Genomic DNA, 26,243 nt, shown 5'->3' with positions numbered 1-26,243 from the left:
CCGTCCGTCCGGGAGCGGGCGTGCCTAGGCGCCGGCGTCCTCATCCACCTCGCGGGCCGCGCCCTGGCGTGTCCGGTAGCGCTTGATGGCGCGCTCCAGGGGGCGCAGGCCCGCGAGGCACAGCAGGGCAATGGCCATGGTGGTGACGGCGGCGAAGTAGAAGCCCAGCCCGGCGGCCAGGCCCACGGACGCGGTGAGCCAGAGGTTGGCCGCCGTCGTCAGGCCCTTCACCTGGCCGTTGTGGCGCAGGATGACGCCCGCGCCCAGGAAGCCGATGCCCACCACCACCTGGCTGGCGATGCGGCCGATGTCACCCCGGGTGCCCTCGGGGGTGTCGGGGCCCAGCGCCACCTCGATGAAGACGCTGGCCACCGTGAAGCAGCACGCGCCCAGGGAGACGAGGATGTGGGTGCGCAGCCCGGCCGCCTGGCCGCTCACCTCACGCTCCAGGCCCAGCACGCCCCCGAGCAGGGCGGCCAGGGCCAATCTCATGGCGACGGTCTGCTCATCCACGAGCGGGGAGCCTACTCACCCAGCTCGATTTTCTCGTCCTTGTCCGCTTCGGTCAGTTCGGGATTGGGCAGGGTGTCCAGCGTGGCCGTCAGCAGCTTGCTGGACGGCACCACGTAGGGCCGCACCTCCTCGCCGAACTCCTCGACGTACTGGTCCACGCGCTGCTCGAAGTCCTCGTCCTTGGAGCCCCAGCTCCCGGCGGACTCGGCGGCCCAGACCTCCTCGCCGTCGCGGCAGCGCACCAGCTTCGCGCTCACCGCGGCCTCCGCGCCGCTGCCCCGGAGCTGAATCTGTGGGGACAGCCAGAGCACGCCCTCCAGCCCCTCCACGCACAGCGCCTTGAAGGTGGTGTCCGTGGGCACGTCGGGCAGCGCCACGCTCTCCTTCACCAGGAAGTCGCGGTTCTGGTTCACCCACTGGCGGGCGATGAGGCTCCACAGCTCGCCCACGGAGACCTTGCCGTCGGGCAGCGGCTGCGCCACCACCACCAGGCGCTTCACCTGGTGCTTGTCCACCGTGTCGTAGTCACCGCGCAGCCGCTGGTTCTTCACCGTGGAACAGGCGGACAGCAGGCCCAGCCCGAGCACGGGCCACAGTTGCTTCCTCATGGTGTCCCTCTCCCGGCCCCCTTTCGCGCGCGAAGGGGGCCTCCTTCAGATACGGGCCGGGGCGGGCCGCTCAGGCCGCCTTCGGCTCGGAGTCGTTGCCACCGCCAGCCGCGCCGCCCTCACCGGAGGACGCGCCCGGCTCGCGCTGCTTCCGGTCGTACATGAGCTGCATCACCGCGGCCAGCACCGTGAAGGACACCACCAGCGTGGTGATGAGGCCAATGCACGCTACCAGACCCATGGAGCGCAGGCCGTTGTGGGCCGCGGCCAGCAGCGCCGCGAAGGCCACCACCGCGGTGAGCGTGGAGGACGCGACGGCCGCGCCCACGCTGCGCAGCGCCACCAGCGGCGAGGTGCCCTCCAGGAAGCGGTGCAGCAGGTAGAGGCCGTGACTCACCCCGAAGCCCAGGAGGATGGGCAGGATGATGATGTTCATGAAGTTCAGGCGCAGGCCGGTCAGCGACATGATGCCCAGCATCATCGCCACGCCCACGCCCAGCGGAATCACGGACGCCAGCGCCAGCTTCACGTTGCGGAAGTCCAGGAAGTGCATGGCCAGGATCCACAGCGCGGTGAGCACCACGGTGACCTTGCCGTCCCAGAGCACGATGCGCGCCAGCCGCGCGTAGAGCTGCGTGGCGCCCGCGGCGCGGAACTCCTTCTCCACCGTGGGGGCCTTGGGGTCCCACGCGTCCTGGTCGTACTTGCCCGGCGAGTACGTGGCCTTGATGACCTTCGTCTCGTCGGAGAACTTCAGCATCTTCTGGCCGTCCAGCAGGTCCACGCTCGCGTAGATGTACGTGAGGTAGCCGTGGTTCTCCGGCCTGGCGGTGGGCAGGTTGCGGAACTGCGCGGTGTAGTTGGCCGGGACGCCGTGGACGTCGAAGGGCCTGGCGTCCAGCACCTTCTTGAAGAAGTCCGCGTTGGCCTGCATCTCCGGCGGCAGCGCGGCGACGGAGAAGCCCTCCTCCTCCAACTGCTTCATCTCCGCCTTCCACTCCTCCAGCACCTTGGCGTTGGCCGCGGCCGTCTCCGCCGGAGGCACGAAGGTGAAGATGCTCACCACCTGGTCAATGGAGGGGTACTTGTGCGCGTTCTGCGTCAGCTCCCGGTACACACCCTCGGCCTCGTCCAGGTCCTTGGTGTAGATGGCCATCGGGTCGCTGGAGATGTTGAAGCGCTCGTTGATTTCGTCCTGGAGCAGCACGGACGACATGCCGTCGGGGATGAGCGCGCGGGTGTTGTAGTTGAAGCTGACGCCGTACTTGAGGCGCTCGAAGAAGCCCAGCTCCACGCCCTTGGGCGGCTCCTCCGAGCCGGCCCAGGGCACCGCGGCGGCGCAGATGAGCGCGACGATGGTGGTGCTGACGCCCAGCACCAGCTTCGGCCGGGGGATGCGCAGCTCCTTGCCGGTGACGGCGGAGTTGGTGGACGGCGGCTTCATCACCCCGATGAGCTTCTGCGGCAGCGCCGGGTTGATGCGGCCGGCCAGCGCCAGGATGGACGCGCTCCAGCAGAACAGCGTCAGGCCCAGGATGAGCGTGCCCATGCCGGCCAGGAAGCCGAACTGGCTGAAGCCGCGGAACTCGCTGACCATCAGCACGAAGAAGGAGCCCGCCGTCACCACCGCGGCCACCGCGGCCGGGCGGCCCGCGTTCATCACCGCGTCCCGGATGGCCACGTCGTACGGCTTGCCCGCGCCGAGCTCCAGCCGGGTGCGGAAGACGAAGTGGATGCCGTAGTCGATGCCGAAGCCGAGCAGGATGCCGCCCAGGATGGACGTAATCATGTTCAGCTCGCCCACCGTCGCGTAGGTGAAGCCGAGCGTATAAATCGTGCCCACCACCGTGCCGGTGACCACCAGGAAGGTGGGCGCCAGCTTGCGGAAGAAGATGACGGTGATGACGAAGATGGCGGCCAGCGCGATGAGCGTCACCGGCTCCAGCGACTCTTCAATCGCGTAGGAGTCATCCACCGTCGTCTTGTACGAGCCGGTGAAGCCGTAGGCGATGGTCTTCCCGTCGCCCATCCGCTCGTAGTCCTCCACCAGCTTCACCTTGCCCGGCTGCGCGGCGTACGCGTCAAGCTGGCCCTTGAGCCGCTCCAGGTACGCCTTCGTCTTGCCAATCTCGGTGTTGTCCCACATCGGCTTGACGAGCAGCAGCAACATCTTCTTGTCGTCGGAGATGTTGTAGTCGTCGCGGATGCTCTTCTTGCCAATGGAGGAGTACTTGTCGACCAGGTCCTGCATGTCCAGCTCGACGGGCTTGGAGCCCCCCAGGTCGATGAAGAAGGGGTTGCTGCGCTTCAGCTTGTCGCGCAGGAACGCCATGATGCGGCGCTTGCCCTCGACCAGGTCCTCCGTCTTCACGAAGAGGACCATGTTCTGCTGGATGAACTCGACGGGCAGCTTGTAGGAGACGTTGCGCACGTTCTCCGTGTCCGCCTGCATGATGGCCGCGAGGTCGTCGGCGGTGCGCTTGAGCGCGGCCTCGTCCTCCGAGCGCAGGGCGACCATGAGGAAGCCGCTGCCGCCCACCATGTCGATGACCTGCTTGACGTCCTTCACCTCCTCCAGGTCCTGGGAGATGAGGTCGAGCTGGTTCGAGTTGATGTGCAGCTTCGACGTGCCCCAGAGCGACGCGGCCAGCAGGGCGAGCATCACCAGGAGGACGGCCCCGGGCCTGCGGACCAGCAGTCCGGCGAAGGCTTGGGCGAAACGGGAGTGGGAGTTCGGATTTCTATCGCCGCTCATGCGGCGGCGACCCTACCGGCAAACGCCCTGGCCCGAAAGGCAAAGCCCGGCCGCCAGGCCGCTGCCCTGCCACGGGCGTCCGCGTCATGGCGGGCCCGCCGTGAGAGGGCTCAGGGCGCGGGCGGCGCGGACACCCGCAGCACGTCGTTTTCCGGTTCCTTGGGAGGTAGAACGAACGAGCGCGGGTCCTTCACCAGGTGCGTGAGCACGGCGCGCAGGAAGGGCAGGGCCTCGCGGGACGGGACGTCGCGGGCGCGGACGGCCACCCCCAGCGCCAGGGAGAAGGACACCGCGAAGTTGATGATGCCGGTGAGGGCCATGCCCGCCAGGGCGGCCAGGAACTCCGGCTGCAGCACCGCCCCGGGGCCCAGCGCCGTGCCCGCCAGGGAGAGCGAGCCGAGCACGAAGGTGACGTGGCGCACATCCAGCGCCAGCCCGAAGAAGCGGCCCACCACGGGCAACAGGGCCAGCAGGAAGCCCAGCGTGATGTTGGCCCCCAGGCCGGACGCCGCGTGCTGGAAGTGCTCCGCCAGCGTCCGGGCCCGGGCGTCCCCCAGCAGCCGCCGCAGCACGCGGTGGTGGGCCAGCGCCTCCGGCAGCCGCCGGTACACCACGAAGTTCTCCAGCCACCCGCCCGCCACGCTGCTCATCCACAGCATGACGCCCGTCATGGCGGCGAAGAGGAGCGTGCCGCTCTTCCACGGGTGCAGCGAGGCCACCGTGGCCTGGGCCTTGGCCGGGCTCAGGAAGGCGTGGCCGGTGGCGAGCTGGTACCCCAGCGCGAACAGGACGGCCGCCGGGGCCACCACGCCCAGGTTGCCCGCGAAGGCCGCGAGCTGGGAGCGGGTGATGCGCGGGATGAGCTCCACCAGGCTGGCCAGCCGCTCGCCCCGGGCGCCCTCGCCCACCGCGCCCGCCAGCGTGGCCGCCGTCACGGACGGCTGCTTGGTGGCCAGGGTGAAGCCCAGGAGCTGGATGAGCAGGAAGGCCAGGGCGTAGTTGAGGCCCACCGCCAGGAAGGAGAAGAAGGGCGCCAGCAGCAGGCCCGACAGGAACGCCTTGTTGGCCACCGCCACCGCGGTCACCAGGCCGCCGCCCGCCGCGGAGTGCACCATGGCGTGGAAGCCCTCGCGGGTGCTGGTGATGTAGTGCTCGCCGGAGTGGCCCGCGCGCTCGATGACCTTGCGCGCCAGCATCCGCATGTTGCGCTTCACCAGCTCCACCACGGAGCGGTCCGCGTGCGCGCGCCGCAGCAGGTCCGACACCAGCGCCATGGCCTCGCGCCAGCGAGGCTCGCCCCGGGGAGCGCCCAGCACGCGGGCAATGGCCTCCATGCGCTCCAGGCCCCGGCGGATGCGCTCCAGCCGGTACACCAGGTCCACGCTGACGCCCGCGTCCTCCAGGTGGCGTGACACGCTGGCCACCACCTGGCGGCAGTCGGCCACGCACTGCGACAGGTCCCGCAGCGTGTCCGCCGCCGCGTCGCGCGCCAGCACCGAGTCGCAGACCAGCCGCATCCGCAGGAAGGGCGAGGCGCGGAAGGACGTCTCCGGGCTGCGGTCGCGCACGTCCTGCGCCATGCCCAGGGACGCCACCTGCACCGCCAGCAGCAGCAGCGCGTCCATCAGGTCCGCGCGCAGCCGGGCGGCGGGAGGCGGCTCCGACGATGCGGGCTCGCCCACCAGCGCGGCAATCCGCGCGAGCTTCACGGGGGACAGCCGGGCGAGCCAGTCCGCGTCGTCCGGGTCGGGGCACAGGCGCAGCAGCAGCTCGGCCAGGTTGCCGGGCTCGGGGGGCGCGGGCAGCAGCGAGCGGGCGAGCCGGTCCGACGCCTCCGCGAAGAAGCCCTGTCCGGCGGGCAGGCCCACCTGGGCGAAGAGCTTCAGGCCCCGGCTGCCCGCGAACACGGCGGCCACCAGCCGCGTGAGGGCGGCGCGCATCGCGGGCTCGCCTTCGAGCACGCGCACCAGCAGGGCCAGCCGGCTGTCGGCGGCGGAGACCTCTGGCTCGGCCGCGTCCACCAGCCCGTGGGCCGGGAGCCGCTCGCGCAGCCAGAGCATCCAGCGCTCCACCCACTGGAGGCGCGGCTCCAGGCCGTCCTCGGGGAGGTCGTACAGCAGCCGGTACAGGTCCCTCACCGCGGCGTGGCCGGGCGCGCGGGGCGCGTACTGCATGCAGAACGCGTCCACCTCGCGGGCGGAGGGCTGCGGCCTGGGGGGAGGGGCGGGGACGGGGGCGGGGGCGGTCATCGGCCAGGCGCGAGGGGGAAGGGCGACTCTACGTGATGCGCTGCCGCCGCGGAAACCGCGCTGGCGGCCGGGGAGCCTGGTGGCCCGGCCGCCGGGCAGGGGCGGGCTACTTCTTCTTCACCTTCGCCAGCTCGGTGCGCATGCGCTCCAGCAGCAAATCCCAGCCGCCCTTCTCCATGAGGGGCTTCACCTGCGTGTCCCGGATGTCCGTGAGCATGGACGAGCCCAGCACCGTCACGTCCACGACCTTCCAGGCGGCGGCCTCCTTCACCAGCCGGTACTTGAGCTTCATCTCCTGCGTCTTCAGCGGGTGCTTGATGAAGACGGTGGAGGCCACGGTGGCCTCGGCGCCCTTCACCTGCGAGGGCTCATAGGTGATGGTGTCCAGGTTCTTGAAGTTCTCCCGCACGCGGGGGAAGGCGATGTTCGCGAAGAGGTCCTGGAACAGCGTGACGAACTCCTTGCGCTGCGCCTCGGTGCCCTCGCCCCAGTTGTCGCCGAGCAGGAACTTGCCCTGCTCCTGGCTGCCGAAGTGCTTGAGGGCCAGGGCGTCGCGCTCGTAGCGCACGGCCTGCACCACGGTCTTCACCGGCTTGGCGACGGGGTCCTCCTTCGCGGCGAGCGCGGGCATGGCGAAGGCGACGGTGGCCAGGAAGGCGAGGGTACGGAAGCGGGCGTTCATGTCGGGCTGTTCCTCCAGAGCGGATGCGCGGACGTCTGTTAGCCCAAGGGAACGCCCGGCGCCTCGCGAAATTCACGCCGGGGCGAACGGCGGGCGGGCGGGTGATGGTGCCTGGTTGCCGGGTGCTGGCGGATTCCGAAAAGATGAATGATGCGGCCCTCTTGCGTGTTTGACTCTCCCAGGAGGCCACGTTTAGTGTCCGCCCTCTGCGCACTGTCAGCGCAGCCCTTGAGACGACATGCCTACCGACTTCCTGTTCACGTCCGAATCCGTCACTGAAGGCCACCCGGACAAGATCGCCGATCAGATCTCCGACGGTGTGCTGGATGCCATCATCGCCAAGGACCCTCAGGCGCGCGTCGCCGTGGAGACGCTCGTCAAGACGGGCCTCGCCATCGTCGCGGGTGAGGTGACGACGAACTGTTACGTGGACATCCCGAAGATCGTCCGCGGCACCATCTGCCGCATCGGGTACACCGACAGCGCCATGGGCTACGACGGCAACACCTGCGGCGTCATGGTGGCCATCGAAGGCCAGAGCCAGGACATCGCCCGGGGTGTCGACAACAAGAAGGACCAGGGCGCTGGCGACCAGGGCATGATGTTCGGGTTCGCCTGCGACGAGACGCCGGAGCTGATGCCGGCCCCCATCCACTACGCCCACGCCATCACCCGCCGCCTGGCGGACGCGCGCCGCAAGCAGCACCCGTGGATTCGCCCGGACGGCAAGAGCCAGGTGACGGTGGAGTACCGTGACGGCCGCCCCGCGCGCATCGACGCGGTGGTGGTGTCCACGCAGCACTCCGACGAGGTCTCCAACAAGAAGATCCAGGAGGCCATCCGCGAGGACGTCATCGCGAAGGCGCTGCCCAAGAAGCTCGTCGACAACAAGACGAAGTTCTTCATCAACCCCACCGGCCGCTTCGTGGTGGGTGGCCCCATGGGTGACTCCGGCCTGACGGGCCGGAAGATCATCGTGGACACCTACGGCGGCATGGGCCGTCACGGTGGCGGCGCGTTCAGCGGCAAGGACCCGTCCAAGGTGGACCGCTCGGCCGCGTACATGGGCCGGCACATCGCCAAGACGGTGGTGGCCGCGGGCCTGGCCCGGCGCTGCGAGGTGCAGGTGTCCTACGCCATCGGCGTGGCCGAGCCCGTCAGCGTGATGGTGGAGACCTTCGGCACCGCGACGGTTCCGGAAGAGCGCATCGCCCTGGCCGTCCGCAAGACGTTCGGTCTGCGCCCGCGCGAAATCACCGCGTACCTGGACCTGCTGCGGCCCATCTACCAGAAGACCGCCGCCTACGGCCATTTCGGCCGCACGGAGAAGGAGTTCTCCTGGGAGCGCGTGGAGGAGAAGAAGGACGCGCTGCGGGACGCCGCCAAGAGCGCGGCCCCCTCGGGTGGTGGCCGTCGCCTGAAGGCCGTCTGAGGCAACCGCCTCGCATCGGGCCTCGCGCCTCCTGAGCGGAGCGCGGGGACTCGAAAGCACTCGGGCCGTCTCCCTCATGGGGAGGCGGCCCGTTGTGTTTGGCGCCTGGGCGCTCCGCGGGCGCGTGAGGGCCCGCGACGCAAACGGGCCGCTTCCCAGTGAGGGAGGCGGCCCGTCGTGCTTCAGCCCGGAGGCGGCGCGCTCAGTAGCGGTAGGTGTCCGGCTTGTACGGGCCGGAGGGCTTCACGCCGATGTAGGCGGCCTGCTCCTCGCTCAGCTCGGTGAGCTGCGCGTTGAGCTTCTTGAGCTGGAGGCGGGCGACCTTCTCGTCCAGGTGCTTGGGCAGCACGTACACCTTGCCGACCTCGTAGTTGGCGCTGTTCGAGTACAGCTCGATCTGCGCGATGGTCTGGTTCGCGAACGAGCTGGACATCACGTAGCTGGGGTGGCCGGTGCCGCAGCCCAGGTTCACCAGCCGGCCCTTGGCCAGCAGGATGATGCGCTTGTTGTCCGGGAAGATGACGTGGTCGACCTGCGGCTTGATCTCCTCCCACTGGTACTTCTCCAGGGAGGCGACCTCGATTTCATTGTCGAAGTGGCCGATGTTGCAGACGATGGCCTGGTCCTTCATCTTCGCCATGTGGTCGTGGGTGATGACGCCCTTGTTGCCGGTGGCCGTCACGAAGATGTCCGCCTTGTCCGCGGCGTAATCCATGGTGACGACGCGGTAGCCCTCCATGGCGGCCTGGAGCGCGCAGATGGGGTCGATCTCCGTCACCCACACCTGGGCGGACAGCGCGCGGAGCGCCTGCGCGGAGCCCTTGCCCACGTCGCCGTAGCCCGCGACGACGGCAATCTTGCCGGCGACCATCACGTCCGTGGCGCGCTTGATGCCGTCCACCAGCGACTCACGGCAGCCGTACAGGTTGTCGAACTTGCTCTTCGTCACGCTGTCGTTGACGTTGATGGCGCGGAACAGGAGCGTGCCCTTGGCGGACATCTCCTGGAGGCGGTGCACGCCCGTGGTCGTCTCTTCCGTGACGCCCAGAATCTTCGCGCTCTTGCGCGTGTACCAGGTGCCGTCCTCGGCCAGCTTCGCCTTGATGGCGGCGTACAGCTCGCGCTCTTCCTCGCTCTGGGGGTTGGCCAGGACGCTGGCGTCCTTCTCCGCGCGCTTGCCCAGGTGCATGAGCAGCGTGGCGTCACCGCCGTCGTCCAGAATCATGTTCGGGCCTTCGTGCTCGCTGCCCGCGGGGCCGAAGTCGAAGATGCGGTGGGTGAAGTCCCAGTACTCCTTGAGGGACTCGCCCTTGTGCGCGAACACCGGGGTGCCCGTCTGCACCAGCGCGGCGGCGGCGTGGTCCTGCGTGGAGTAGATGTTGCACGACGCCCAGCGGACCTGGGCGCCGAGCGCCTGGAGCGTCTCCACCAGCACGGCCGTCTGGATGGTCATGTGCAACGAGCCCGTCACGCGCGCGCCCTTGAGGGGCTGCGTCTTGGCGTACTCCTCGCGGATGGCCATGAGGGCGGGCATCTCGCTCTCGGCGATGCGGATCTCCTTCCGGCCCCAGTCGGCGAGCGACAGGTCGGCGATGGCGTAATCCTGCTTCTGGGACTTGGTTGCGGCGGTCATGGCAATGGCTCCTGGTCCAGCGGGCGCGGCGTCCCGGGCGCGGGAAGTTCGGTGTGGGGTGCTTCCGACGGCTCACCCTCGCAAGAGACGCGTACAGGTGAGCGCCGTTGGGTGATTCCGCTTCGAGCCTGGGGCCGTGGCCGGCCTCGCAGCGCTCCTCGAAGTCACGGGGGAACCTACGAGAAGGGCCCCTTCATTTCAACGGGAGACTGCCGCCCCCGGGGGCGGGCGGGCAGCCTGCTTCATCCACTTTCAGACGCCCACCTGGCGAGGGAACGTGGCGAGCGTGAGGGACTCCGGCGGGACGGAGAGCGCCTTGGGCGCCAGCGCCACGCCGGACAGGTAGCGCCAGCCGGTGCCGTCATGCCGGAAGTCGGAGCGCTCCACGAAGGATTGGTCCTTTCCCTTCTCGAACACCTTGGCGAAGAAGAGCACCTGCGCCAGCCCGGTTTCATCCGGGGGCTCGCGGTCCATCACCACCAGCTTCGGGTACTGGTGGGCCTGGGCGAACGCGCGCAGCTCGCGCAGCACCGCTTCCTGGGGCTTCGCGCGGTCCGGGTGGTCGGGGTGCAGGGACTTCCACAGCCAGGCGACCTCGCGCAGGGCGAAGGCGCTGTAGCGGCTGCGCATGAGGCGCTCGGCGTCGGGGGGCTCGGCCTCGCCGCGGTGGAAGGGCGCGCAGCACTCGCGGTAGCGCAGGCCGGAGGAGCAGGGGCAGAGGGGGGCAGGGGGCATGGTGCGGTCCGAGCCTACCCGGCCCGCGCGGGCCTTGGGTGCTCATGCGCACAGAGGCGGCGGAACACCCTTGCTGGGCGGGGAGAGCGGGCATACATCCGGTGGCCGCACCCTATGAGCCTCCTCGAAGCCATCGTCCTGGGTCTGGTCCAGGGTCTCACGGAGTTCCTCCCCATCAGCTCCACGGCGCACCTGCGCATCGCGCCGGAGCTGTTCGGCTGGAAGGACCCGGGCGCGGCGTACTCGGCGGTCATCCAGTTGGGCACGGTGGCGGCCGTGCTCATCTACTTCCGCAAGGACATCGTGTCGCTGGTGGCGGCCTTCTTCCGGGGGCTGGCGCGGCGCGAGCCCTTCGGCACGCTGGAGGCGCGGCTGGCGTGGTTCGTCCTGGTGGGCACGCTGCCGGTGGGCATCGCCGGGCTCACGCTGAAGAAGTTCATCGAGAACGAGTTCCGCTCGCTCTACGTCATCTCCGGCAGTCTCATCGTGCTGGCGCTCATCCTGCTCGTGGTGGAGAAGCGGGCCTCGCACCAGCGGACGCTGTCGGACATGCGGTGGAAGGACGGCATCCTCATCGGCATGTGGCAGGCGCTGGCGCTGATTCCGGGGGCGTCCCGCTCCGGCACCACGCTGACGGGCGGCCTGTCGCTGGGGCTCAAGCGCGAGGACGCGGCGCGCTACTCGTTCCTCTTGTCCATTCCGGCCACCACGCTGGCGGGCGTCTTCGAGCTCAAGCACCTGCTGGAGGCCCAGACGCGGCCTTCCGCCATGGCGCTCTGGGTGGGGACGCTGGTGGCCTTCGCGTCGGGCATGGTGGCCATCGCGTGGCTGCTGAAGTTCCTGCGCACGCGGACGACGATGGTGTTCGTGGTGTACCGCGTAGCGCTGGGCCTGCTGCTGCTGGCGCTGCTCCAGACGGGGAAGCTCAGCCCGCTGTCGGGGACGGAGAACGTGGACGTCCCGGGCGAGCCGGGGACGCCGCCGGTGGAGAAGCAGATTACCGACTAGCGTGGGAGGACGTGGGCCGTGAGTGTGGAGGCGCTGTTCCAGGCACTGGAGTCACGGCTGTCCGCGCGGCCGGCGCGTGAGGTGCACCTGCCGGGGTGGACCCTGCGCGAGGCCTCGGTGCTGGTGCCGGTGTTCGAGCGGGACGGCGTGCCCCACGTGCTCTTCACGCGCCGGCCCGCGACGCTGCGGACGCACGCGGACCAGTACAGCTTCCCGGGCGGGGGCCGCGAGCCGGAGGACGCGACGCCCCTGCACACGGCGCTGCGGGAGACGGAGGAGGAACTGGGCATCGACCGGCGCGGCGTGCGGGTGCTGGGGATGCTGGATGAGGTGCCCACGATTTCGCAGTACCGGGTGCGGCCGTTTGTCGGTGTGATTCCCGGGGACGGGAAGTACCAGCCGAGCGCGGAGGAGGTGGCCTTCATCCTGGAGGTGCCGCTGTCCGGCCTGCTGGACCCGTCCATCCTCCGCGTGGAGCGGAAGGAAATCCTGGGGGCGGAGCGGGACCTGTACTTCTACACGTACGGGACGCACGTCATCTGGGGGGCGACGGCGCGGATTCTTCGCGACTTCCTGAGCCACGTGACGCAGGTGCCTGGCGGGGCGGGGTAGGGCGGCGCGTCAGGGGAGGCGAGCTCGGAGCTGGAGCCAGGGGATGAGCTCCGGGTGCTTCTGCTCCACATTCGTCCTGGGTAGGGCGTGGGCCAGGATTTTGAGGGCGTGCTTGAGCCTGCGCATGGCTTGGAGTTTCTCGATAGGGATGGCGCGAAGGTCTTCATGGGCCACCCATCGGGCGGCCTCTTCCAGCGGCATTGTCGTCAGGCGCTGGACCCACGCGACGATGGGGGCGGGGTCGAGGACGAAGTCGCCCTCACGCTGGCCGACCTCCGCAATCATCCACGCGCGCAGGTTCATCTCTGAGAGCCTGATGGAGAATTCCGCTTCGTCGGAACGGCGTTGTGCGAGGACGCCGTAGACCAGCAGCGCGAGGTGGGCCCATTCCACGCTCGTTTCTTCTTGGGCTCGCGCCGCGAGGGTGAAGGCGAAGACATCCCAGTTGAAGTCCTTTCCGTCGACGGGCTCACCGACGGCAAGTCCATCAAGCCACGCCCTCAACCGCGGTAGCGGCCACCTCAAGACGGTTTGGACCAACGAGGAGTTCACTTCCATGGCCCCTCCATCAGGGAGGAAAGGTGATTCCAAATTGAGCGAAGGCTCTTCGTCCAAGCTCAACGACCCGACTGTTCGTGACCTTTGATGCACCTTTGAGGTAGTGGCCACTCTGAGACGTGATCCGGATACCAAAATACGTGGACCCGTGGACGGCCAACTCTGCTTCCCCTGCCGCGAGCACGGGTTTGCCTCCGCTGGCGACGGCGTGGGAGATCTCCAGTCCCCTCCAAGTGTGCGGGACGATTTGTAGCTGGCCGTCTGCAGTGAGCACCCACTTCACGCGGTCCTCGGTGGCATAGCGTGCGAACTCAGCCGAATCCACGCGAGTGGGACGGACCCCGAGCTTGCGCGCTCGTTCTAGCTCTACAGGAAGCAAATCGGGTTGCTGGTTAGGGAGCAACTGCTCGGATGCAGTGCTATCAACCCCAGGTGTGGGCTCTTTGTCAGGCCCGCGAGCCGTCATGGCGACCGCATGGGGCGCGATGCCCACGGTCATGACGCCCTCGGCGACGGAGATGGAGCGCACGCCCCCCGCCATCGCGGCGGACAGCCGGAAGCCGGCCTGCGTCTCCGCGGCCAGCGCGGCGCTGGCGAAGCCAGGGAGCGTGGGCCCCTTGGAGGCCATGCTTGAGGCACCGCCGCTCAGCGCCGCCGTCAGCGCGAGGATGAGGACGCGTGCGCCGTTCTCCCCCATGACCTGGCCGAAGCGGTGCCCCGCGTCCTCCAGTTCCCGGAACGACACGGCTCGTTCGGTGTCCGCGGACAGGCGCTGCCAGCCCTCCACGAGGCTCATGAAGGCGTCCACGCCGAGGTAGGCGAGGACAAAGGTCGTCAGCGCGACGGCGACGACCTTGGTGACGGGCTCCGGCGCGACGACAAGGAACATGTACGCGGCCATGGCCGACGTCAGCATGGCCTTGAGCGCGAGCGGATTGACGACCTCCTGCACCGCGTCCTGCACTCCCTCCCACACGCCGTCCCAGGCGAAGGCGAGCGCCATCTGCCGACGGGCCCTGGCATCCAGGAAGGAGAAGCCACCCTCCAGGAGCGTGAGGCACTCGCCAGGACTGTCCTGGCGGGAGCACCAGGCGCCATAGTCGTGCCCGGCCCCCTGGGACGCTGAACCCCACGAGGCGAGCCGGACTCGTGGACGCCCCGTCTCCTCCTCGCGAAGGGAGAAGCGCATGTCGAGCACGAGCCGGGTCATCACATTCCGGAACGCGTCTTCATCCACCTCGACCTGCTTCGCGTTCTTCGGCGGGATGTAGACGATGGGCTCGCCCTGTCCCGTCTCCAGGCGTACGACTCGCGGTGTCGTGCAGCCCACGAGAAGCACGCTCACGAGCAGCGCCACTGCCCCACGCAACGTCATGCCGTCCCCCTGACGCGTGCTCCGAGTCCGTGGGAGCACCCATCAGGCGTTAGCACCCGGCTCTGACGACCCGAGGAGGCCCGGCGGCACCGGGCCTCACTCCGCGCCGCCTCACGCCTTCTGCTTCTGCTCCAGCTCCGCGCGCAGCCTGTCCTCCTGGGCGCGCAGCTCCGGCGTGTACTCGGCGCCGAAGTCCTCGGCCTCGAAGACGGGACGAATCTCCAGCTCGGACTCCTCGCCGGGCATGGGGGGCGGGCAGCGGCGCGCCCACTCCACGGCTTCGTCCATCGACTTCACCTGCCAGATCCAATAGCCGGCGATGAGCTCCTTCGTCTCCGCGAACGGACCGTCGATGACGCGCTTCTTCCCCTCCGCGAACCGGATGCGCTTGCCCTTGGTGCTCGGGTGGAGACCGTCACCAGCCAGGAGCACGCCAGCCTTCATCAGCTCCTCGTTGTAATTGCCCATGTCGGTCATCAGCTTCTCGTCGGGCATCACGCCGGCCTCGGAGTTCTTCGTCGCCTTCACAATGACCATGACGCGCATCGGTGCTTCCTTTCGGTTCGGGAGGCGCTGCGGCCTCGTTCAAAAGGGCGACGAATAAACCCGGGGCGGATCGACACGCGGCGAAAAAATCGGGAAGCCCGCTCGCCTTGGCCTCAAGGAGGGCATGGAAGTGCAGCAATATCAGGGAGTTCCATGGGCGGCCGGGCCCAGCGGGCCCTCTGCCCACGCCCTCCAGTCGGCGTTGTGGAGCGTTGATGCCGGCATCACCGTCCTGGAAGGCAGTGTGGGGCGCGGCGCGCCAGGAGGGAGCATGGTTCGTGGAGCGCTGAACGAAGGGGGCCGGCTGCTCGCCGCGCTCGCACGTTTCATCGAAGGGCCTCTCCAGGCATTGGCGGCGGGGTGGAGCTGCTGGTGCCCGCGACGGTCGTCACGCTCGGCTCGCTGGAGCTGGCAACGGAGTCCGTGGAGGCAGGCCTGACGCGCCTGGCCTATGGCCTGCTGCGCTTCCTGATGCTCGGCGTGGGCATCCTCGCGGCCACGACGTTGTGGCGCTTCTTCCGGCCGCTGCCCGAATACAGCGACGCGCACGTGCTGCCGCCGCGTGGACCGCGGCGACACGGCGCCGTCTGGGCCCGCGCGCGTGTAGCGGGCACGGGCGGCGGCTGGTGCTCCGCCGCCCGGCGCCGCGCGGGGTTACGCGTGGGACTGCTGGAAGCGGCGGATGAACTTCTCCACGTCATTGGCCAGCGCCATGACCTGGTCTCCGATGCCGGACTCCTCCTGGCGCTCGCGCTCCTCCTGCAACTGCCGCTTCACCCGCTCCTTGATGGGGCCGATGCTCAGGCTGCCCGGAGCCTGGCTGGGGGGGTAGTCGAGCAGGCTCTGGGCGAACTTCTGGACCAGCGCCTGCGCGGGCACGAAGGTGAACATGCGCTCCCCGTACCACCGCAGGTACTGTCCGGCATTCGGTCCGTACTCGAACGGGTCCGAGCGCAGGTTGATGAGGTACGGCCACGTCGGGTCGAAGCGCTTGCCGCTGAACCACATGTCCGGGCCCTCGCCATCCTGGTAGTTGAAGATGAGCTTCCAGTCGTCGTGACGGACGGCCGCGAGGTTCCCGCTGTCGAGCACGTAGATGAACTCGTGCCGGCGCCCCGCCTCCTTGCCGGAGAGCAGCCCGTTCTGGTCATACCCGTCCAGGTAGACCTTGAACGTCTTGTCTCCCGCCTTGTAGCCGCGCCTGCACTGCTCCACGAGGTCCGTGGGGCCGCCCGCCGCGGAGACCAGCGTGGGCATCCAGTCCTCATGCGCGAAGATGTCGTTGATGACGCGCCCGGCCTCCACGACGCCCGGCCAGCGTACCAGGCAGGGCACGCGCACGCCGCCCTCCCAGGTGGAGCCCTTCTCGCCCCGGAACGGGCAGTTGCCGCCGTCCGGCCAGCCCATCTTCTCCACGCCGTTGTCGGTGGAGAAGACCACCAGCGTGTTGTCCGCGATGCCCAGCTCGTCCAGCTTGGCCAGCAGCGCGCCGACGATGTCGTCCAGCTCCCGCATGGCGTCCGCGTAGAGGCCGTAGCCGGTGGCGTTCTGGTACTTCTCCTGGAGGTAGGTCCAGACGTGGGTGCGCGTGGTGTTGTGCCAGAGGAAGAACGGCTTGCCGTCCTTCACCGCGCGCTCCATGAAGTCCAGCGTCCCCTTCAGGAACTCCCCGTCCACGGTCTCCATGCGCTTGCGGGTGAGCGGGCCGGTGTCCTCGATGCGCTGCTTGCCCACCACGCCCCAGCGCTCGTCATCGGTGGGGTCATCGCGGTCCGTGGCCCAACTGTGGAGCACGCCGCGCGGGCCGAAGCGCGCCTTGAAGGCCGGGTCCTTCGGGTAGTCCGGGCACTCCGGCTCGTTCTCCGCGTTGAGGTGGTAGAGGTTGCCGTAGAACTCGTCGAAGCCGTGGACGGTGGGCAGGTAGGGGTTGGAGTCACCCACGTGATTCTTTCCGAAGTGGCCGCAGGTGTAGCCCAGCGGCTTGAGCAGCTCCGCGATGGTGGGGTCGGAGTCCTGGAGCCCATACTTCGCCCCGGGCATGCCGATGGTGGTGAGCCCCGTGCGGAGCGGATTCATTCCGGTGATGAAGGCCGCGCGGCCCGCGGTGCAGCTCTGCTGGCCGTAGCAGTCCGTCATCATCGCGCCTTCCTTCGCGATGCGGTCGATGTTGGGCGTGCGGTAGCCCATCATCCCCTGGTTGTAGGCGCTGACATTCCAGAGCCCGATGTCATCGCCCCAGATGACCAGGATGTTGGGCTTGCCCCGCGCCTGCTTGCCGTTGCCATTTCCATTGCCCGTGGGCTTCGCCTTGCTTGCCATGTGTCGCCTCCTGGACGGAGAGGTGTGCACGTGGCGCCGTGGGGGCATGGTCCGGAAGGAGGGGGCACTCCAGCGTCCTGCCGCGCCCCGCTCAGTGCACGGGAGGGGGCGCCGGAGGCTCACCGGCACGCGGGTGCCTCGCGCCGGCGTCCTTGAGGAAATGGCGCACGGCCGCTCCCACGGTGGCATGCACGTTCTGCGGGCCCAGGCGCTCCAGCAGCCCGGTGCGCCGCAGCAGCACGCGCAGGGGCGCCCGGGGCTCGGCGATGCCCAGCACCACGCCCTCGTCCTCGAACTCGCGCCGCAGCTTCTCCAGGCCCTCCGCCGCGGTGACGTCCATGTCGAACACGGCGGACGTATCGATGATGAACCACCGCACGGGCGCCTCCGCGCTGGAAATCAGGGACCGGGCCTGCTCCCGCAGATGTCTCGCGTTGGCGAAGAACAGCGGCGCATCGAAGCGGTAGATGACGAGTCCAGGCACGGTCTCCGTGTTTTCGGCGCGCTCGATGTCGTGATAGCCGGGCATGCCCTCGCGCTGGCCCAGCACCGCGTCATGGGGCCGGGCGGCGCGGCGGATGAGGTCCGCCAGCGCCAGCGCCACCGCGACGAGGATTCCCTGGAGGATGCCCAGCACCAGCACCCCCACCATCGTCACGCACGCGAGCACCGCCTCCACGCGCCGCACGCGCCACAGGTCGATGATGGCCTGGACCTGCAGCAGGTACACCGCGGCCACGAAGACGATGGCGCCGAGCGTCACCATGGGCAGGTCGCGCAACAGGGGCGTGAGGAACAACGCGAACACCAGCACCACGGCGGAGGCGAGCACCCCCACCAACTGGGTCCGCCCACCCATGGAGACGTTGACCGCCGTGCGCGAGTCACTTCCCGTCACGGGGAACCCCTGGCTGAAGGCATTGGCGAGGTTGGCGGCGGCCTGACCGAGGAACTCCTGGTTGCTGTCCAGCCGGTAGCGGAACCTGTCGGCGTAGAGCCGGCCCGTCAGGACGGAGCTGGCGTAGTTGACGAGCGCCAGGCTGAAGGCGGCGGGGAGCAGCGCCCGCACGTCGTCGAAGCGCAGGGACGGCAGGCTCGGAGTGGGAGGCTCGGCGGCGAGGGGGCCCACGACCTTGATGCCGCCATGCTCCAGTTGGAACAGCGCCCCCGCCGCCGTGGTGAGGACGACGAGGATGAGCGGACCGGGCGCCTTGGGGAGCAGCCGCCGCAGCAGCACGAGCAGGGTGATGACGCCCAGCCCCAGCAGGAGCGTCGGGATGTGGGTCTGGCGGAGGTGGGTGGCCACCTCGTGGACCTGCCCCGTGAAGGTGTCGGCGTGGCGCTCCAGCCCGAAGAGCCGCGCGAGCTGGCTGCCGATGATGATGAGCGCCGCGCCATTGATGTAGCCGATGAGGATGGGCTTGGACAGGAAGTCCGCGAGCGCGCCCAGCTTGAGCAGTCCTCCGAGCAGGCTCAGCCCGCCGACCAGCAGCGCCAGCAGCGCCGCCAACGAGGCGTAGCGGGCGGCGTCCGCTCCCGCGGCCATCGGCGCGAGCGCCGCGGCGCTGAGGATGGCGGCACCGGCCTCCGGACCGATGATGAGGTGCCGCGAGGGCCCGAACAGCGCGTAGGCCACCATGCCCACCACGCCCGCGTAGAGCCCCGCCGCGGGGCGCACGCCCACGAGCTGCGCATAGGCCAGGCCCTGGGGGATGAGCATCGCGCCAATCGTGAGTGAGGAGAGCAGGTCCTCCCGGAACCAACGGCGCTGATAGTCGCGCGCCTGGCGCAGGCCCGGTGGCCCCCGCCGGACCGCTCGCCATGTTCGCGCCGCCAGGTCGCTCACCACCAGGTCCCCTCGTGCCGATGTTCCCCGCCACACGCTGAGGACGCCCCAGCCGCCGCGCAATCCGCCGACGTCCGCGATGCAACGGGCCCCCGGACTTGCAGGCGGCTTGGCGGACGGAGGGGGCGGGCGCACTGTCGGCCGCAGTCCCATGTGCCCCGCTCTCGCTCGCCCAGGGCGCCTGCTCGCGGGCCTGATGGTCCTGCTCTTCGCCGCGTGTTGCCCGGGGCTGGGTGGACCATGCCTTCGACAGGGCCGTGCAGCTCCTGGTCCGCGCTTGTCTGGCGTTGCTCGCCCTGCTCCTGGGGGCGGGTGGGTTGCTCGCGCTCTTGCGAGAGCGTGCCGCCGGGTGAGTCCTCAGAACCCGATGGCGGGGAGCGGAGGCAGGGGCCTTCCCTCCAGCGCCTGCGCCATCAACTCCGCGTAACGGCGGATGCTCCCAAGCCACGATGCGTCCTGCTGCTTCCGCTCCGTGGCCGCCAGGATGAGGTGCAGCGTCCCGAGCGCCGCCTGGCGCGCGTCGGCGCTCCGCGCGCATTGCCCCACGGTGCCCGCCAGCCGCAGCAGCCGGATGACGACGGTCGGTTCGCTGTCGCCATAGCGAAGCGTCTGGTCCGTAATCAGGTCCAGGTAGTCGCGCAGCGACGGGGCATGCAGGAAGACGCGTGGTTTGCCGGACGCGTCGGGGACCACGCGCGGGCCCAGCCGCATCCGGCTCAGCTCGCACATCAGGAAGATGAGCTGATCCAACGCCTCCACGGCGGTGTACGGGTCGTTGATGCCGGGCGAGAGCGCCTTGATGGCCACGTCCACCAACTGGCGCACCCCCAGCGCGACGTCCACGTCCTCGTCCCGCCAGCGGTTCGTTCGGAGGGCCCGGAGCAGGACGGCCTCGGTCTCCTCGCACGAAGCCGGGGCGAGGCGGTCCTCCGGCGCGAACCAGCCCACTGCCGTGCCTTGAATCACCGGTTCGCCAATGGCCCGCTCCAGGTGAACGACGAGCCGCCGCGCCGTCGCCACCTCCAGCAGGGCCCGCGCATCCACGGAGACGACGAAGCCGTTGTGCGGCGCGCGAAGGGGCCACGCCTCACCCGTGGGCGCCAGTGCCCTGGCTGGCGCCTGGACATCCGCTGAGCGCAGCCGCTCCATCCTGTGCGCGACCCGCAGCGTGTCCATGCGCACCTGCTGGACGATGTTCTCCACGCGCATCGTCTGGATGGTGTGGAGCACCTGGAAGACGAGCGCGCCCTCACATGCAATGAGCAGCACCATGGCCAGGCCGAGCGCGGGCCGGGGAGCGCGCTCGGCGCCCGCGACGAGCCCGAACTCGTGGGCGGCCACGAGGCAGAAGACGCTCGTGGCGACGAACACCGGGATGACGACGCGGATGCCCGCGCCGCGCACGAAATGCCGCAGCAGCCGGGGCGTGAACTGCTCGGAGACGTTCTGCACCACGAGCATGGAGAGGGACAACACGATGCTCAGGGACGTCAGCGCGATGCCCAACACGGTGAAGAGCATGTCCCGCGCCTCGGTGGCGGTGGCCTGCCAGGCGACGCCGAGCAGGACGCTCGCCGCGAACACGGGCCGGCTCACGAACACCACGCCCAGGCAGGCCCCCACCACCGCGCCCACCACGGGCGAGAGCCACACCCGATGCCGCAGCCACCACTGGATGGGCGCGGCGTCTCGCGGAGGGCCGTCCCTGGGGACGCCATGCCCCATGGCCACGCGGGAGCGCGCCTGGATGCCCGCCATGCGCAGTCCCTCCGCCACGGCACCGGCCCTGCGCCAGCGCGCCCAGGCGGGCTGGCACGGTGGCCGGGCCCGCCCCCCTGAGACTGGGAACACTCCGCCCCGGCGGCAAGACGGAGGCGAGGGCCCGGGGAGCCGGGGCCCGGCGGCTCGCCTAGAACTGCAGATACACGTACGGCCGCGTCTCCACGGCGGACAGGTGGCGGATGCCCAGGCCCAGCACCACCAGCACCACCGCGCGCACCGGCACCGGCATGCGGACGAAGAGGTCCGACGACACCGTGTAGAGCTTCATCGGCACCGCGTGGAAGAACACGGCCGCCGCCAGCATGGCCCACACCAGCGGGCTCACGTTGGCGATGCCGGGCACGCCCGCCATCATCCGTTCGTAGAACTCACCCGCGTGCGCCATGTCCGCGGCCCTGAACACCACGCGCGTCAACACGACGATGGTGAACGTGGTCAGCATGCCCAGCGCCACGCGGGGGATGCCCGGGGACTCCGGCTTGCCCACCGACCACTCCCAGCAACGGGAGATGCACAGCGCGATGCCGTGCACCGCGCCCCAGACGGCGAAGCGCCAGTCCGCGCCGTGCCACAGGCCGCCCAGCACCATCACCGTCATCAGGTTGAACAGCACGCGCGGCTTCGACACGCGGTTGCCGCCCAGGGGCCGGTACAGGTAGTCCCGCAGCCAGGTGGACAGGCTCAGGTGCCACCGGTTCCAGAACTCGCCGATGTTCTTCGCCAGGTACGGCCGGTTGAAGTTCTCCGGGAAGGTGAAGCCGAACAGCGCCGCCACGCCAATGGCGATGTCCGAGTACCCCGAGAAGTCGTAGTAGAGCTCGAAGGTGTAGGCCACCGCCGCGACGATGCACTCCGCGGAGGCGTACTTCTCCGGCGCGGCGAAGACGGGGTCCACCAGCCCCGCGCCCAGCACGTCCGCGATGACCAGCTTCTTCACCAGGCCCACCGCGATGCGGAACAGCGCGTGGCCGCCGGCCTCGGGCGTGAGGCCAGGCGTCTGGCGGAAGTGCGCCATCAGCTCCGACGCCCGGACGATGGGGCCGCTCACCACGCGCGGGAAGAAGAGCAGGTACAGCAGGTGCTCGATGAACGAGTGCTCCGCGCTCGCCTTCCCCCGGTACACGTCCACCGTGTAGCTGATGGCCTGGAAGACGAAGAAGGACAGGCCCACCGGCATCAGCAGGTCGAAGGGCTCGGCGCGGACCTCAATCCCCCACGGCGCCAGCAGCGACAGCAGCGTCTGCCGCAGCATCTCCAGGTACTTGAAGCCCGCGAGCAGGCCCAGGTTGGAGACGACGGACACCGTGACGAGCGCCTTGCGGACCCCCAGTGACTGCGCGCGGGCCATGCCCTTCACGCACAGGTGGTCCACCGTGACGCCCACCAGGAAGATGAGGATGGGGAAGGGCGTGAAGGCCGCGTAGAAGAAGAGGCTGGCCACCAGCAGCACGCCGATGCGTGGCCAGTAGTGCCGGTGCACCGCCCAGTACAGGGCGAACACCGCGATGACGAAGATGAGGTACTGGACGCTGTGCGACAGCACGTCAGTTGTCCTCCACGCGCGAGGTGGGGCCCGCCTTCTTGTGGGCCTCGTACGCGGTGAGCAGCTCCCGGGAGAAGGCCCCCGCCAGCCGTGCGTAGCCTTCCGGCGTCAGGTGGACGCCGTCCGCGTGGCCCAGGGCGGGCTGCATGCGCTGCCAGCGCAGCATGGCGCGCTCGCCGCCCATGGCCGCGCGCGGTGACCAGTACGCGCAGCCCGCGTCCTTCGCCACCTGCGGCAGCGTGTTCAACACCGAGGCCAGCGCGGGCGCCTCGCTCCACCGGCCGTTGGCGTCCCGCGCCAGCCGGTCCGTGGGGCCCATCACCAGGCACTCCGCGTTGGTGGCCTTGCGCAGCCGCGTCAAGAGCGCGGCGTAGTCCCGGCGCAGCGCGGAGGCGTCCAGCTCCGGCCGGCTCGCCTCGTTGGTGCCGTACCAGAACACCAGCAGGTCCGGCCGCCGCGACGCCAACTGCGAGTCCACCGCCGCCGCGTCCATGTCCCCCAGCGTGGCGGCCGTGGCGCCCGGCAGGCCCAGCGCGTCGTACACCACGCCCGGCGTGTCGTACTCCAGGGCCGCGCCCAGCACCGTGACGTTGCCGTCCCTGGGCGCCGTCACCTCCACGGTGTGCGCGTGCCCCGTGACGGGGAAGGAGCGGATGCGCACGGTGGGCTGGGTCAACGGCTCTGGCGGGGGCGCGTCCGGCGGCAGCAGCTCGCCGTCCACCGCGATGTCCGGCGCGCGCACGTCCGGCGCGTCCAGCGAGTACAAATCCAACCGGCCCGAGGTCCCCTTCGCCTCCGGACAGTCCTTGCAGAACTGGATGCGCAGCTTCGCGCCCGGGCCGCCCACGGCGCGGATGCCCGTCAGGCCCCAGGGGCCACCGGAGGGCGTGTTCCGGGCGTCCTCGAGGGTCCAGTCGCCCTCCAGCGTCCGCGTCACGCCCGCGGGCTCCAGGCGGGAGGACGCCTTGCCCGCGGCGACGAAGCCCCGGCCCGCGTCGCCGAAGCGCTTCGTCAGCACCTCTCGCACCGCGTCCGTGAAGAAGTGGGACGCGGTATGCGAGCCGCCGAGCTGCGCGACGCCCACGCGCACGGGCTCGCCGGCCTCGCGGCGCTTCAGCTTGTCGAAGGTGCGGACCAGCGCGGTGTCCGCGTCCTGCAGGCCCATGGGGTCCACCACGGCCAGCAGCGGCGCCCGGCTCTTCGCGAAGGCGCGCTGGAGGGACAGGTCGAACAGGTGGCCCAGCAGGTCCGAGCCCCGGGCGCGCGGGTGGACGAGGTCGTCCAGCATCAGCCCCTCCTCGAACCAGCGCAGCGCGGCGCCCTCGCCACCCATGGCGGCGTAGGCGTCCCAGAAGGCGCAGCCCGCCGCGCGGGCCTCCTCGCGGTAGATGTCGCCAATCTCCTTTGTGCCCCGGCGTGACACCACCTCGCCGCTCATGGTGCGCACGCCCGCGTCGATGGGGGCCATCAGCAGGCACGCCGCGTTCGGCACGTTGGCGCGCACGCGGGACATCAGCTCCCGGACCTGCTCCCGCACCGCTTCCAGCGTCGTGCGGCCGCGCGAGTAGAAGAAGGCCTCGTTGCCGCCCACCATCATCACCACCAGGGACGGTTTGCGCTGGCGGAGCTGGGCGCGGAAGGCGGCGGGCTGGGCGCGCAGGTACACCTCCGCCATGCCGCCCAGCAGGCCCACCGTGTCGTAGACGACGCCCGGCGTGCCCGACTCCAGCGTCATGCCGTGCAGCTCCACCTTGCCGGAGGTGCTGAGCGTCAGCGTCTTCGCGCCCCGCGGCAGCTTCACGCGGGCGAAGGCCGCCTCCGACTTGCTCTTGGAGAAGCCTCGCGTGTGGATGCGCTGGAGCGGCTTGCCGTCCACGGAGAACTGCACGGAGCCGCTGGCCGGCTGCGCCAGGAAGAAGAGCTCCGCCACGCGCGAGCCCTCCACGTCATACCGCGTGCTCTGCGAGCCCTTGGCGGAGCTGAAGGCCACGCCCGTCCAGCCCACCCTGTCCCTCGGCCACCGGGTGTCCACCAGCCGCTCGATTTCCCAGCCGTCCGAGCCCCGGCCGGAGCGCGTCCAGCGGCCCGCGCTGGCGGGGCGGGTGATGAAGAGGAAGCCCTTGCCGCCCGCGCCGAAGCGCTCCTGGAGCCGGTCGCGCACCAGGTCGGTGATGTGGTCGGAGGCCACCAGCGAGTCACCCAGGTGCACCACGCGCACCGGCAGGCGCCGGGCGTCCGCGCGCAGCTCGGCCAGGGCGCGGGTGAAGGGCGCCAGTCCGTCCTCCACGCAGCGCCCGTCCGGCCCCGCCTTGCGGCAGTTCAGCTCGAGGTCCACGTGCTGGGCGCCCATGCGCTCGCGCAGGGCCTCCAGGTCCTTCGCGCGGGCCAGGGTGGGGGCGCTCAGCTCTTCCAGCCCGATGCCCGGCGCGGTGGGCACCGCGGGCAGGGGCTCCGCCACCAGCGCCCCGGCGTCGGCCTCGTCCTCCACCTCCTCCGTCTCCGCCGGGGGGCGTTTGGCGGCGTCCGCGCCCGCCGTCATCACCTCGCCGGGCGGACGCGCGGCGCGCCCGCCCGACACCGAGGCCGGCCGGACGAGCGCCACCAGCTTCTCTGGCAGGGGACCTCGCTGGAGACTCGGGAGGGGCCGGAGGGCGTCTGGGACCGGGGCAAGCGACAACCCCAGCGCCAGCGCGACGGTGAGGATGAGCGTCAGCCCGGTGGATCTGGCCTTGAGGAAGTCCAACAGCGCGGCATGAGACTGGCTTTTGGGTGGCGGGTCAAAACTCTCACCGCCCTTCATGGCCCCTCCGTCTGGAGGGCGGGCGGGCGAGTCCCCCTTTCCCGGCGAGGCCGAAACGGTATGGTGCGCCGCCATGGCCGCCGGCTGGGTCCGGGGCCCTAGGAGTGCAACACCCGCAATGGCCCTCTACCCCGTCATCATGGCCGGTGGCTCCGGCACCCGCTTCTGGCCGCTGTCCCGTCAGGCGCGGCCCAAGCAGTTCCTGCCGCTGGCCTCCAGGCTGCCGCTCATCACCGACACGTCCGCGCGCCTCAAGGGGCTCGCCTCGGTGAAGGACACCTTCATCGTCTGTGGCCCGCTGCACGCGAAGGCCGCGGCGAAGCTGGTGAAGGGGCTGCCCAGGGCGAACCTGCTGGTGGAGCCGGTGGCCCGCAACACCGCGCCCGCCATCGCCCTGGCGGCGGTGCAGGTGGCCGCCAGGGACCCCCAGGGCGTCATGGTGGTGCTGCCCTCCGACCACCACGTGGCGGACGTGCCCGGCTTCAAGCGCACGCTCGCGGACGCGGCGGACCTGGCGGAGGCGGGGCACCTCGTCACGCTGGGCATCAAGCCCTCGCGCCCGGAGACGGGCTACGGCTACATCCAGCTCGGCGACGCGCTGGAGGGCGGCGGACGCAAGGTGCGGGCCTTCAAGGAGAAGCCCGACCTGGAGACGGCGCGCGGCTACGTGTCCTCCGGGGACTACCTGTGGAACGGCGGCATCTTCGTCTTCCGCGTGGACGTCATCCTGGAGGCCTTCGCGAAGCACATGCCGGAGATGCAGAAGGGCCTGGACGCCCTGCGCAAGGCCGCGGGCAAGCGGACCTTCGGCGCGGTGCTGAAGAAGGTGTTCCCCAAGCTGCCCTCCACCTCCATCGACTACGGGGTGATGGAGAAGGCCTCCAACATCGCGGTGCTGCCGGGAGACTTCGGCTGGTCGGACGTGGGCTCCTTCGCGGCGATTCCGGAGGTGCGCCCCGCGGACGCCCACGGCAACGTGGTGTCCGGCAACCTGGCCGTGGTGGTGGACTGCCACAACTGCGTGGTGCTGGCGGACAAGCGGCCGCTGTCCGTGGTGGGCCTCACCGACATGGTGGTGGTGGACTCCGGCGACGCGGTGCTGGTGGTGCCCAAGGACAAGAGCCAGGACGTGCGCAAGGTCGTGGAGGCGCTCAAGGCGCGCAAGCTGACGAAGTACCTGTAGGTGCCCAGGTGGGGGCGGGTGCGCTGGAGAAACGCCCGGCTCCGCCCCTGGAAGAATTACCGGC

The 26,243-nt window shown here is 70.0% G+C and carries 19 protein-coding genes, 1 pseudogene and 1 riboswitch; of the genes and pseudogenes, 5 read left to right on the top strand and 15 right to left on the bottom strand.

Annotated features, from left to right (window positions below; all coding sequences use genetic code 11):
- Nucleotides 1-24: 24 nt before the first annotated feature.
- The 5 genes from MYMAC_RS31410 to MYMAC_RS31390 all read right to left on the bottom strand — a co-directional run bounded on the left by MYMAC_RS31410 (nucleotide 25) and on the right by MYMAC_RS31390 (nucleotide 6,807).
- Nucleotides 25-513: an MgtC/SapB family protein gene (locus MYMAC_RS31410; protein WP_043710239.1), complete on the bottom strand. Its 489-nt coding sequence runs from the start codon at nucleotides 511-513 to the stop codon at nucleotides 25-27.
- An 11-nt stretch (nucleotides 514-524) separates the two neighbouring features.
- A complete protein-coding gene (locus MYMAC_RS31405; protein WP_013937836.1) occupies nucleotides 525-1,121 on the bottom strand; it encodes an MXAN_6521/LA_1396 family lipoprotein in 597 nt (198 codons plus the stop codon).
- A gap of 70 nt (nucleotides 1,122-1,191) precedes the next feature.
- Nucleotides 1,192-3,876, bottom strand: coding sequence for an efflux RND transporter permease subunit (locus MYMAC_RS31400; RefSeq protein ID WP_095960729.1), 2,685 nt, complete (start codon nucleotides 3,874-3,876; stop codon nucleotides 1,192-1,194).
- A 110-nt stretch (nucleotides 3,877-3,986) separates the two neighbouring features.
- Entirely contained in the window at nucleotides 3,987-6,125 is a 2,139-nt protein-coding gene (locus MYMAC_RS31395; protein ID WP_043710242.1) for a site-specific recombinase, read from the bottom strand.
- A 106-nt stretch (nucleotides 6,126-6,231) separates the two neighbouring features.
- Nucleotides 6,232-6,807 carry a Tgt2/MlaC family protein gene (locus MYMAC_RS31390; protein WP_013937839.1) on the bottom strand — a complete coding sequence of 192 codons (576 nt, stop codon included), beginning with the start codon at nucleotides 6,805-6,807 and terminating at the stop codon, nucleotides 6,232-6,234.
- A 238-nt stretch (nucleotides 6,808-7,045) separates the two neighbouring features.
- On the opposite strand from MYMAC_RS31390, the gene metK reads away from it, so the two are divergent.
- Nucleotides 7,046-8,239: a methionine adenosyltransferase gene (metK, locus tag MYMAC_RS31385; protein WP_095960728.1), complete on the top strand. Its 1,194-nt coding sequence runs from the start codon at nucleotides 7,046-7,048 to the stop codon at nucleotides 8,237-8,239.
- A gap of 202 nt (nucleotides 8,240-8,441) precedes the next feature.
- Here metK and ahcY read toward each other — a convergent pair whose 3' ends face one another.
- Both ahcY and MYMAC_RS31375 read right to left on the bottom strand, forming a co-directional pair.
- On the bottom strand, nucleotides 8,442-9,872 hold the full coding sequence (ahcY, locus tag MYMAC_RS31380; protein ID WP_013937841.1) for an adenosylhomocysteinase: 1,431 nt from the start codon (nucleotides 9,870-9,872) through the stop codon (nucleotides 8,442-8,444).
- Between the two features lie 92 nt (nucleotides 9,873-9,964).
- Nucleotides 9,965-10,038: riboswitch (S-adenosyl-L-homocysteine riboswitch) on the bottom strand.
- Nucleotides 10,039-10,124: 86 nt separating this feature from the next.
- Nucleotides 10,125-10,607: a YchJ family protein gene (locus MYMAC_RS31375; RefSeq protein ID WP_095960727.1), complete on the bottom strand. Its 483-nt coding sequence runs from the start codon at nucleotides 10,605-10,607 to the stop codon at nucleotides 10,125-10,127.
- A 114-nt stretch (nucleotides 10,608-10,721) separates the two neighbouring features.
- Between MYMAC_RS31375 and MYMAC_RS31370 the strand changes: the two genes are divergently transcribed.
- Complete coding sequence (locus MYMAC_RS31370) at nucleotides 10,722-11,615, top strand: undecaprenyl-diphosphate phosphatase (RefSeq protein WP_013937843.1); 894 nt, start codon at nucleotides 10,722-10,724, stop codon at nucleotides 11,613-11,615.
- An 18-nt stretch (nucleotides 11,616-11,633) separates the two neighbouring features.
- A complete protein-coding gene (locus MYMAC_RS31365) occupies nucleotides 11,634-12,227 on the top strand; it encodes a CoA pyrophosphatase (protein WP_095960726.1) in 594 nt (197 codons plus the stop codon).
- Between the two features lie 9 nt (nucleotides 12,228-12,236).
- Here the strand turns inward: MYMAC_RS31365 and MYMAC_RS31360 are convergent, their stop codons facing one another.
- The 3 genes from MYMAC_RS31360 to MYMAC_RS31350 all read right to left on the bottom strand — a co-directional run bounded on the left by MYMAC_RS31360 (nucleotide 12,237) and on the right by MYMAC_RS31350 (nucleotide 14,706).
- The gene (locus MYMAC_RS31360) at nucleotides 12,237-12,785 is read right to left on the bottom strand and encodes a hypothetical protein (RefSeq protein WP_095960725.1); all 549 of its coding nucleotides are present in this window, start codon (nucleotides 12,783-12,785) and stop codon (nucleotides 12,237-12,239) included.
- 10 nt (nucleotides 12,786-12,795) lie between these two features.
- Nucleotides 12,796-14,160, bottom strand: coding sequence for a SitA5 family polymorphic toxin (gene sitA5 / locus MYMAC_RS31355; RefSeq protein WP_476695878.1), 1,365 nt, complete (start codon nucleotides 14,158-14,160; stop codon nucleotides 12,796-12,798).
- A gap of 111 nt (nucleotides 14,161-14,271) precedes the next feature.
- A complete protein-coding gene (locus MYMAC_RS31350; protein ID WP_095960723.1) occupies nucleotides 14,272-14,706 on the bottom strand; it encodes a YciI family protein in 435 nt (144 codons plus the stop codon).
- Between the two features lie 360 nt (nucleotides 14,707-15,066).
- Between MYMAC_RS31350 and MYMAC_RS38105 the strand changes: the two are divergent.
- A pseudogene (locus MYMAC_RS38105) lies at nucleotides 15,067-15,153 on the top strand (hypothetical protein); the annotation flags it as partial.
- A 207-nt stretch (nucleotides 15,154-15,360) separates the two neighbouring features.
- On the opposite strand, the gene MYMAC_RS31340 reads toward MYMAC_RS38105, so the two are convergent.
- From MYMAC_RS31340 to MYMAC_RS31320, 5 genes are all read right to left on the bottom strand, one after another.
- Nucleotides 15,361-17,025 carry an arylsulfatase gene (locus MYMAC_RS31340; RefSeq protein WP_013937859.1) on the bottom strand — a complete coding sequence of 555 codons (1,665 nt, stop codon included), beginning with the start codon at nucleotides 17,023-17,025 and terminating at the stop codon, nucleotides 15,361-15,363.
- A gap of 91 nt (nucleotides 17,026-17,116) precedes the next feature.
- On the bottom strand, nucleotides 17,117-18,871 hold the full coding sequence (locus MYMAC_RS31335) for a SulP family inorganic anion transporter (RefSeq protein WP_095961753.1): 1,755 nt from the start codon (nucleotides 18,869-18,871) through the stop codon (nucleotides 17,117-17,119).
- Nucleotides 18,872-19,228: 357 nt separating this feature from the next.
- Nucleotides 19,229-20,629 (bottom strand): DUF2254 domain-containing protein, encoded by a 1,401-nt coding sequence (locus MYMAC_RS31330; protein WP_204817049.1) that lies wholly within the window; start codon nucleotides 20,627-20,629, stop codon nucleotides 19,229-19,231.
- 151 nt (nucleotides 20,630-20,780) lie between these two features.
- Entirely contained in the window at nucleotides 20,781-22,196 is a 1,416-nt protein-coding gene (locus tag MYMAC_RS31325; RefSeq protein ID WP_013937862.1) for an MBOAT family O-acyltransferase, read from the bottom strand.
- Between the two features lies 1 nt (nucleotide 22,197).
- Nucleotides 22,198-25,071, bottom strand: a complete 2,874-nt coding sequence (locus MYMAC_RS31320; RefSeq protein WP_095960721.1) for a GDSL-type esterase/lipase family protein — start codon at nucleotides 25,069-25,071, stop codon at nucleotides 22,198-22,200.
- A 43-nt stretch (nucleotides 25,072-25,114) separates the two neighbouring features.
- Here MYMAC_RS31320 and MYMAC_RS31315 point away from each other — a divergent pair, with 43 nt between their 5' ends.
- Nucleotides 25,115-26,179, top strand: coding sequence for a mannose-1-phosphate guanylyltransferase (locus tag MYMAC_RS31315; RefSeq protein ID WP_095960720.1), 1,065 nt, complete (start codon nucleotides 25,115-25,117; stop codon nucleotides 26,177-26,179).
- The last annotated feature ends 64 nt before the right edge of the window (nucleotides 26,180-26,243 follow it).

It is taken from the genome of Corallococcus macrosporus DSM 14697 (assembly GCF_002305895.1).
Classification (GTDB): Bacteria; Myxococcota; Myxococcia; order Myxococcales; family Myxococcaceae; genus Myxococcus; species Myxococcus macrosporus.
The sequence above is the reverse complement of the archived record's forward strand: the minus strand, read 5'-3'. Positions and strand labels throughout refer to the sequence as shown.

What these genes read in the sequence shown, in the direction of transcription:
- MYMAC_RS31405 (WP_013937836.1), bottom strand. Translation starts at nt 1,121, where the DNA reads ATGAGGAAGCAACTGTGGCCCGTGCTCGGGCTGGGCCTGCTGTCCGCC.
- MYMAC_RS31400 (WP_095960729.1), bottom strand. Translation starts at nt 3,876, where the DNA reads ATGAGCGGCGATAGAAATCCGAACTCCCACTCCCGTTTCGCCCAAGCC.
- MYMAC_RS31395 (WP_043710242.1), bottom strand. Translation starts at nt 6,125, where the DNA reads ATGACCGCCCCCGCCCCCGTCCCCGCCCCTCCCCCCAGGCCGCAGCCC.
- MYMAC_RS31390 (WP_013937839.1), bottom strand. Translation starts at nt 6,807, where the DNA reads ATGAACGCCCGCTTCCGTACCCTCGCCTTCCTGGCCACCGTCGCCTTC.
- metK (WP_095960728.1), top strand. Translation starts at nt 7,046, where the DNA reads ATGCCTACCGACTTCCTGTTCACGTCCGAATCCGTCACTGAAGGCCAC.
- ahcY (WP_013937841.1), bottom strand. Translation starts at nt 9,872, where the DNA reads ATGACCGCCGCAACCAAGTCCCAGAAGCAGGATTACGCCATCGCCGAC.
- MYMAC_RS31375 (WP_095960727.1), bottom strand. Translation starts at nt 10,607, where the DNA reads ATGCCCCCTGCCCCCCTCTGCCCCTGCTCCTCCGGCCTGCGCTACCGC.
- MYMAC_RS31370 (WP_013937843.1), top strand. Translation starts at nt 10,722, where the DNA reads ATGAGCCTCCTCGAAGCCATCGTCCTGGGTCTGGTCCAGGGTCTCACG.
- MYMAC_RS31360 (WP_095960725.1), bottom strand. Translation starts at nt 12,785, where the DNA reads ATGGAAGTGAACTCCTCGTTGGTCCAAACCGTCTTGAGGTGGCCGCTA.
- sitA5 (WP_476695878.1), bottom strand. Translation starts at nt 14,160, where the DNA reads ATGACGTTGCGTGGGGCAGTGGCGCTGCTCGTGAGCGTGCTTCTCGTG.
- MYMAC_RS31350 (WP_095960723.1), bottom strand. Translation starts at nt 14,706, where the DNA reads ATGCGCGTCATGGTCATTGTGAAGGCGACGAAGAACTCCGAGGCCGGC.
- MYMAC_RS31340 (WP_013937859.1), bottom strand. Translation starts at nt 17,025, where the DNA reads ATGGCAAGCAAGGCGAAGCCCACGGGCAATGGAAATGGCAACGGCAAG.
- MYMAC_RS31330 (WP_204817049.1), bottom strand. Translation starts at nt 20,629, where the DNA reads ATGGCGGGCATCCAGGCGCGCTCCCGCGTGGCCATGGGGCATGGCGTC.
- MYMAC_RS31320 (WP_095960721.1), bottom strand. Translation starts at nt 25,071, where the DNA reads ATGGCGGCGCACCATACCGTTTCGGCCTCGCCGGGAAAGGGGGACTCG.
- MYMAC_RS31315 (WP_095960720.1), top strand. Translation starts at nt 25,115, where the DNA reads ATGGCCCTCTACCCCGTCATCATGGCCGGTGGCTCCGGCACCCGCTTC.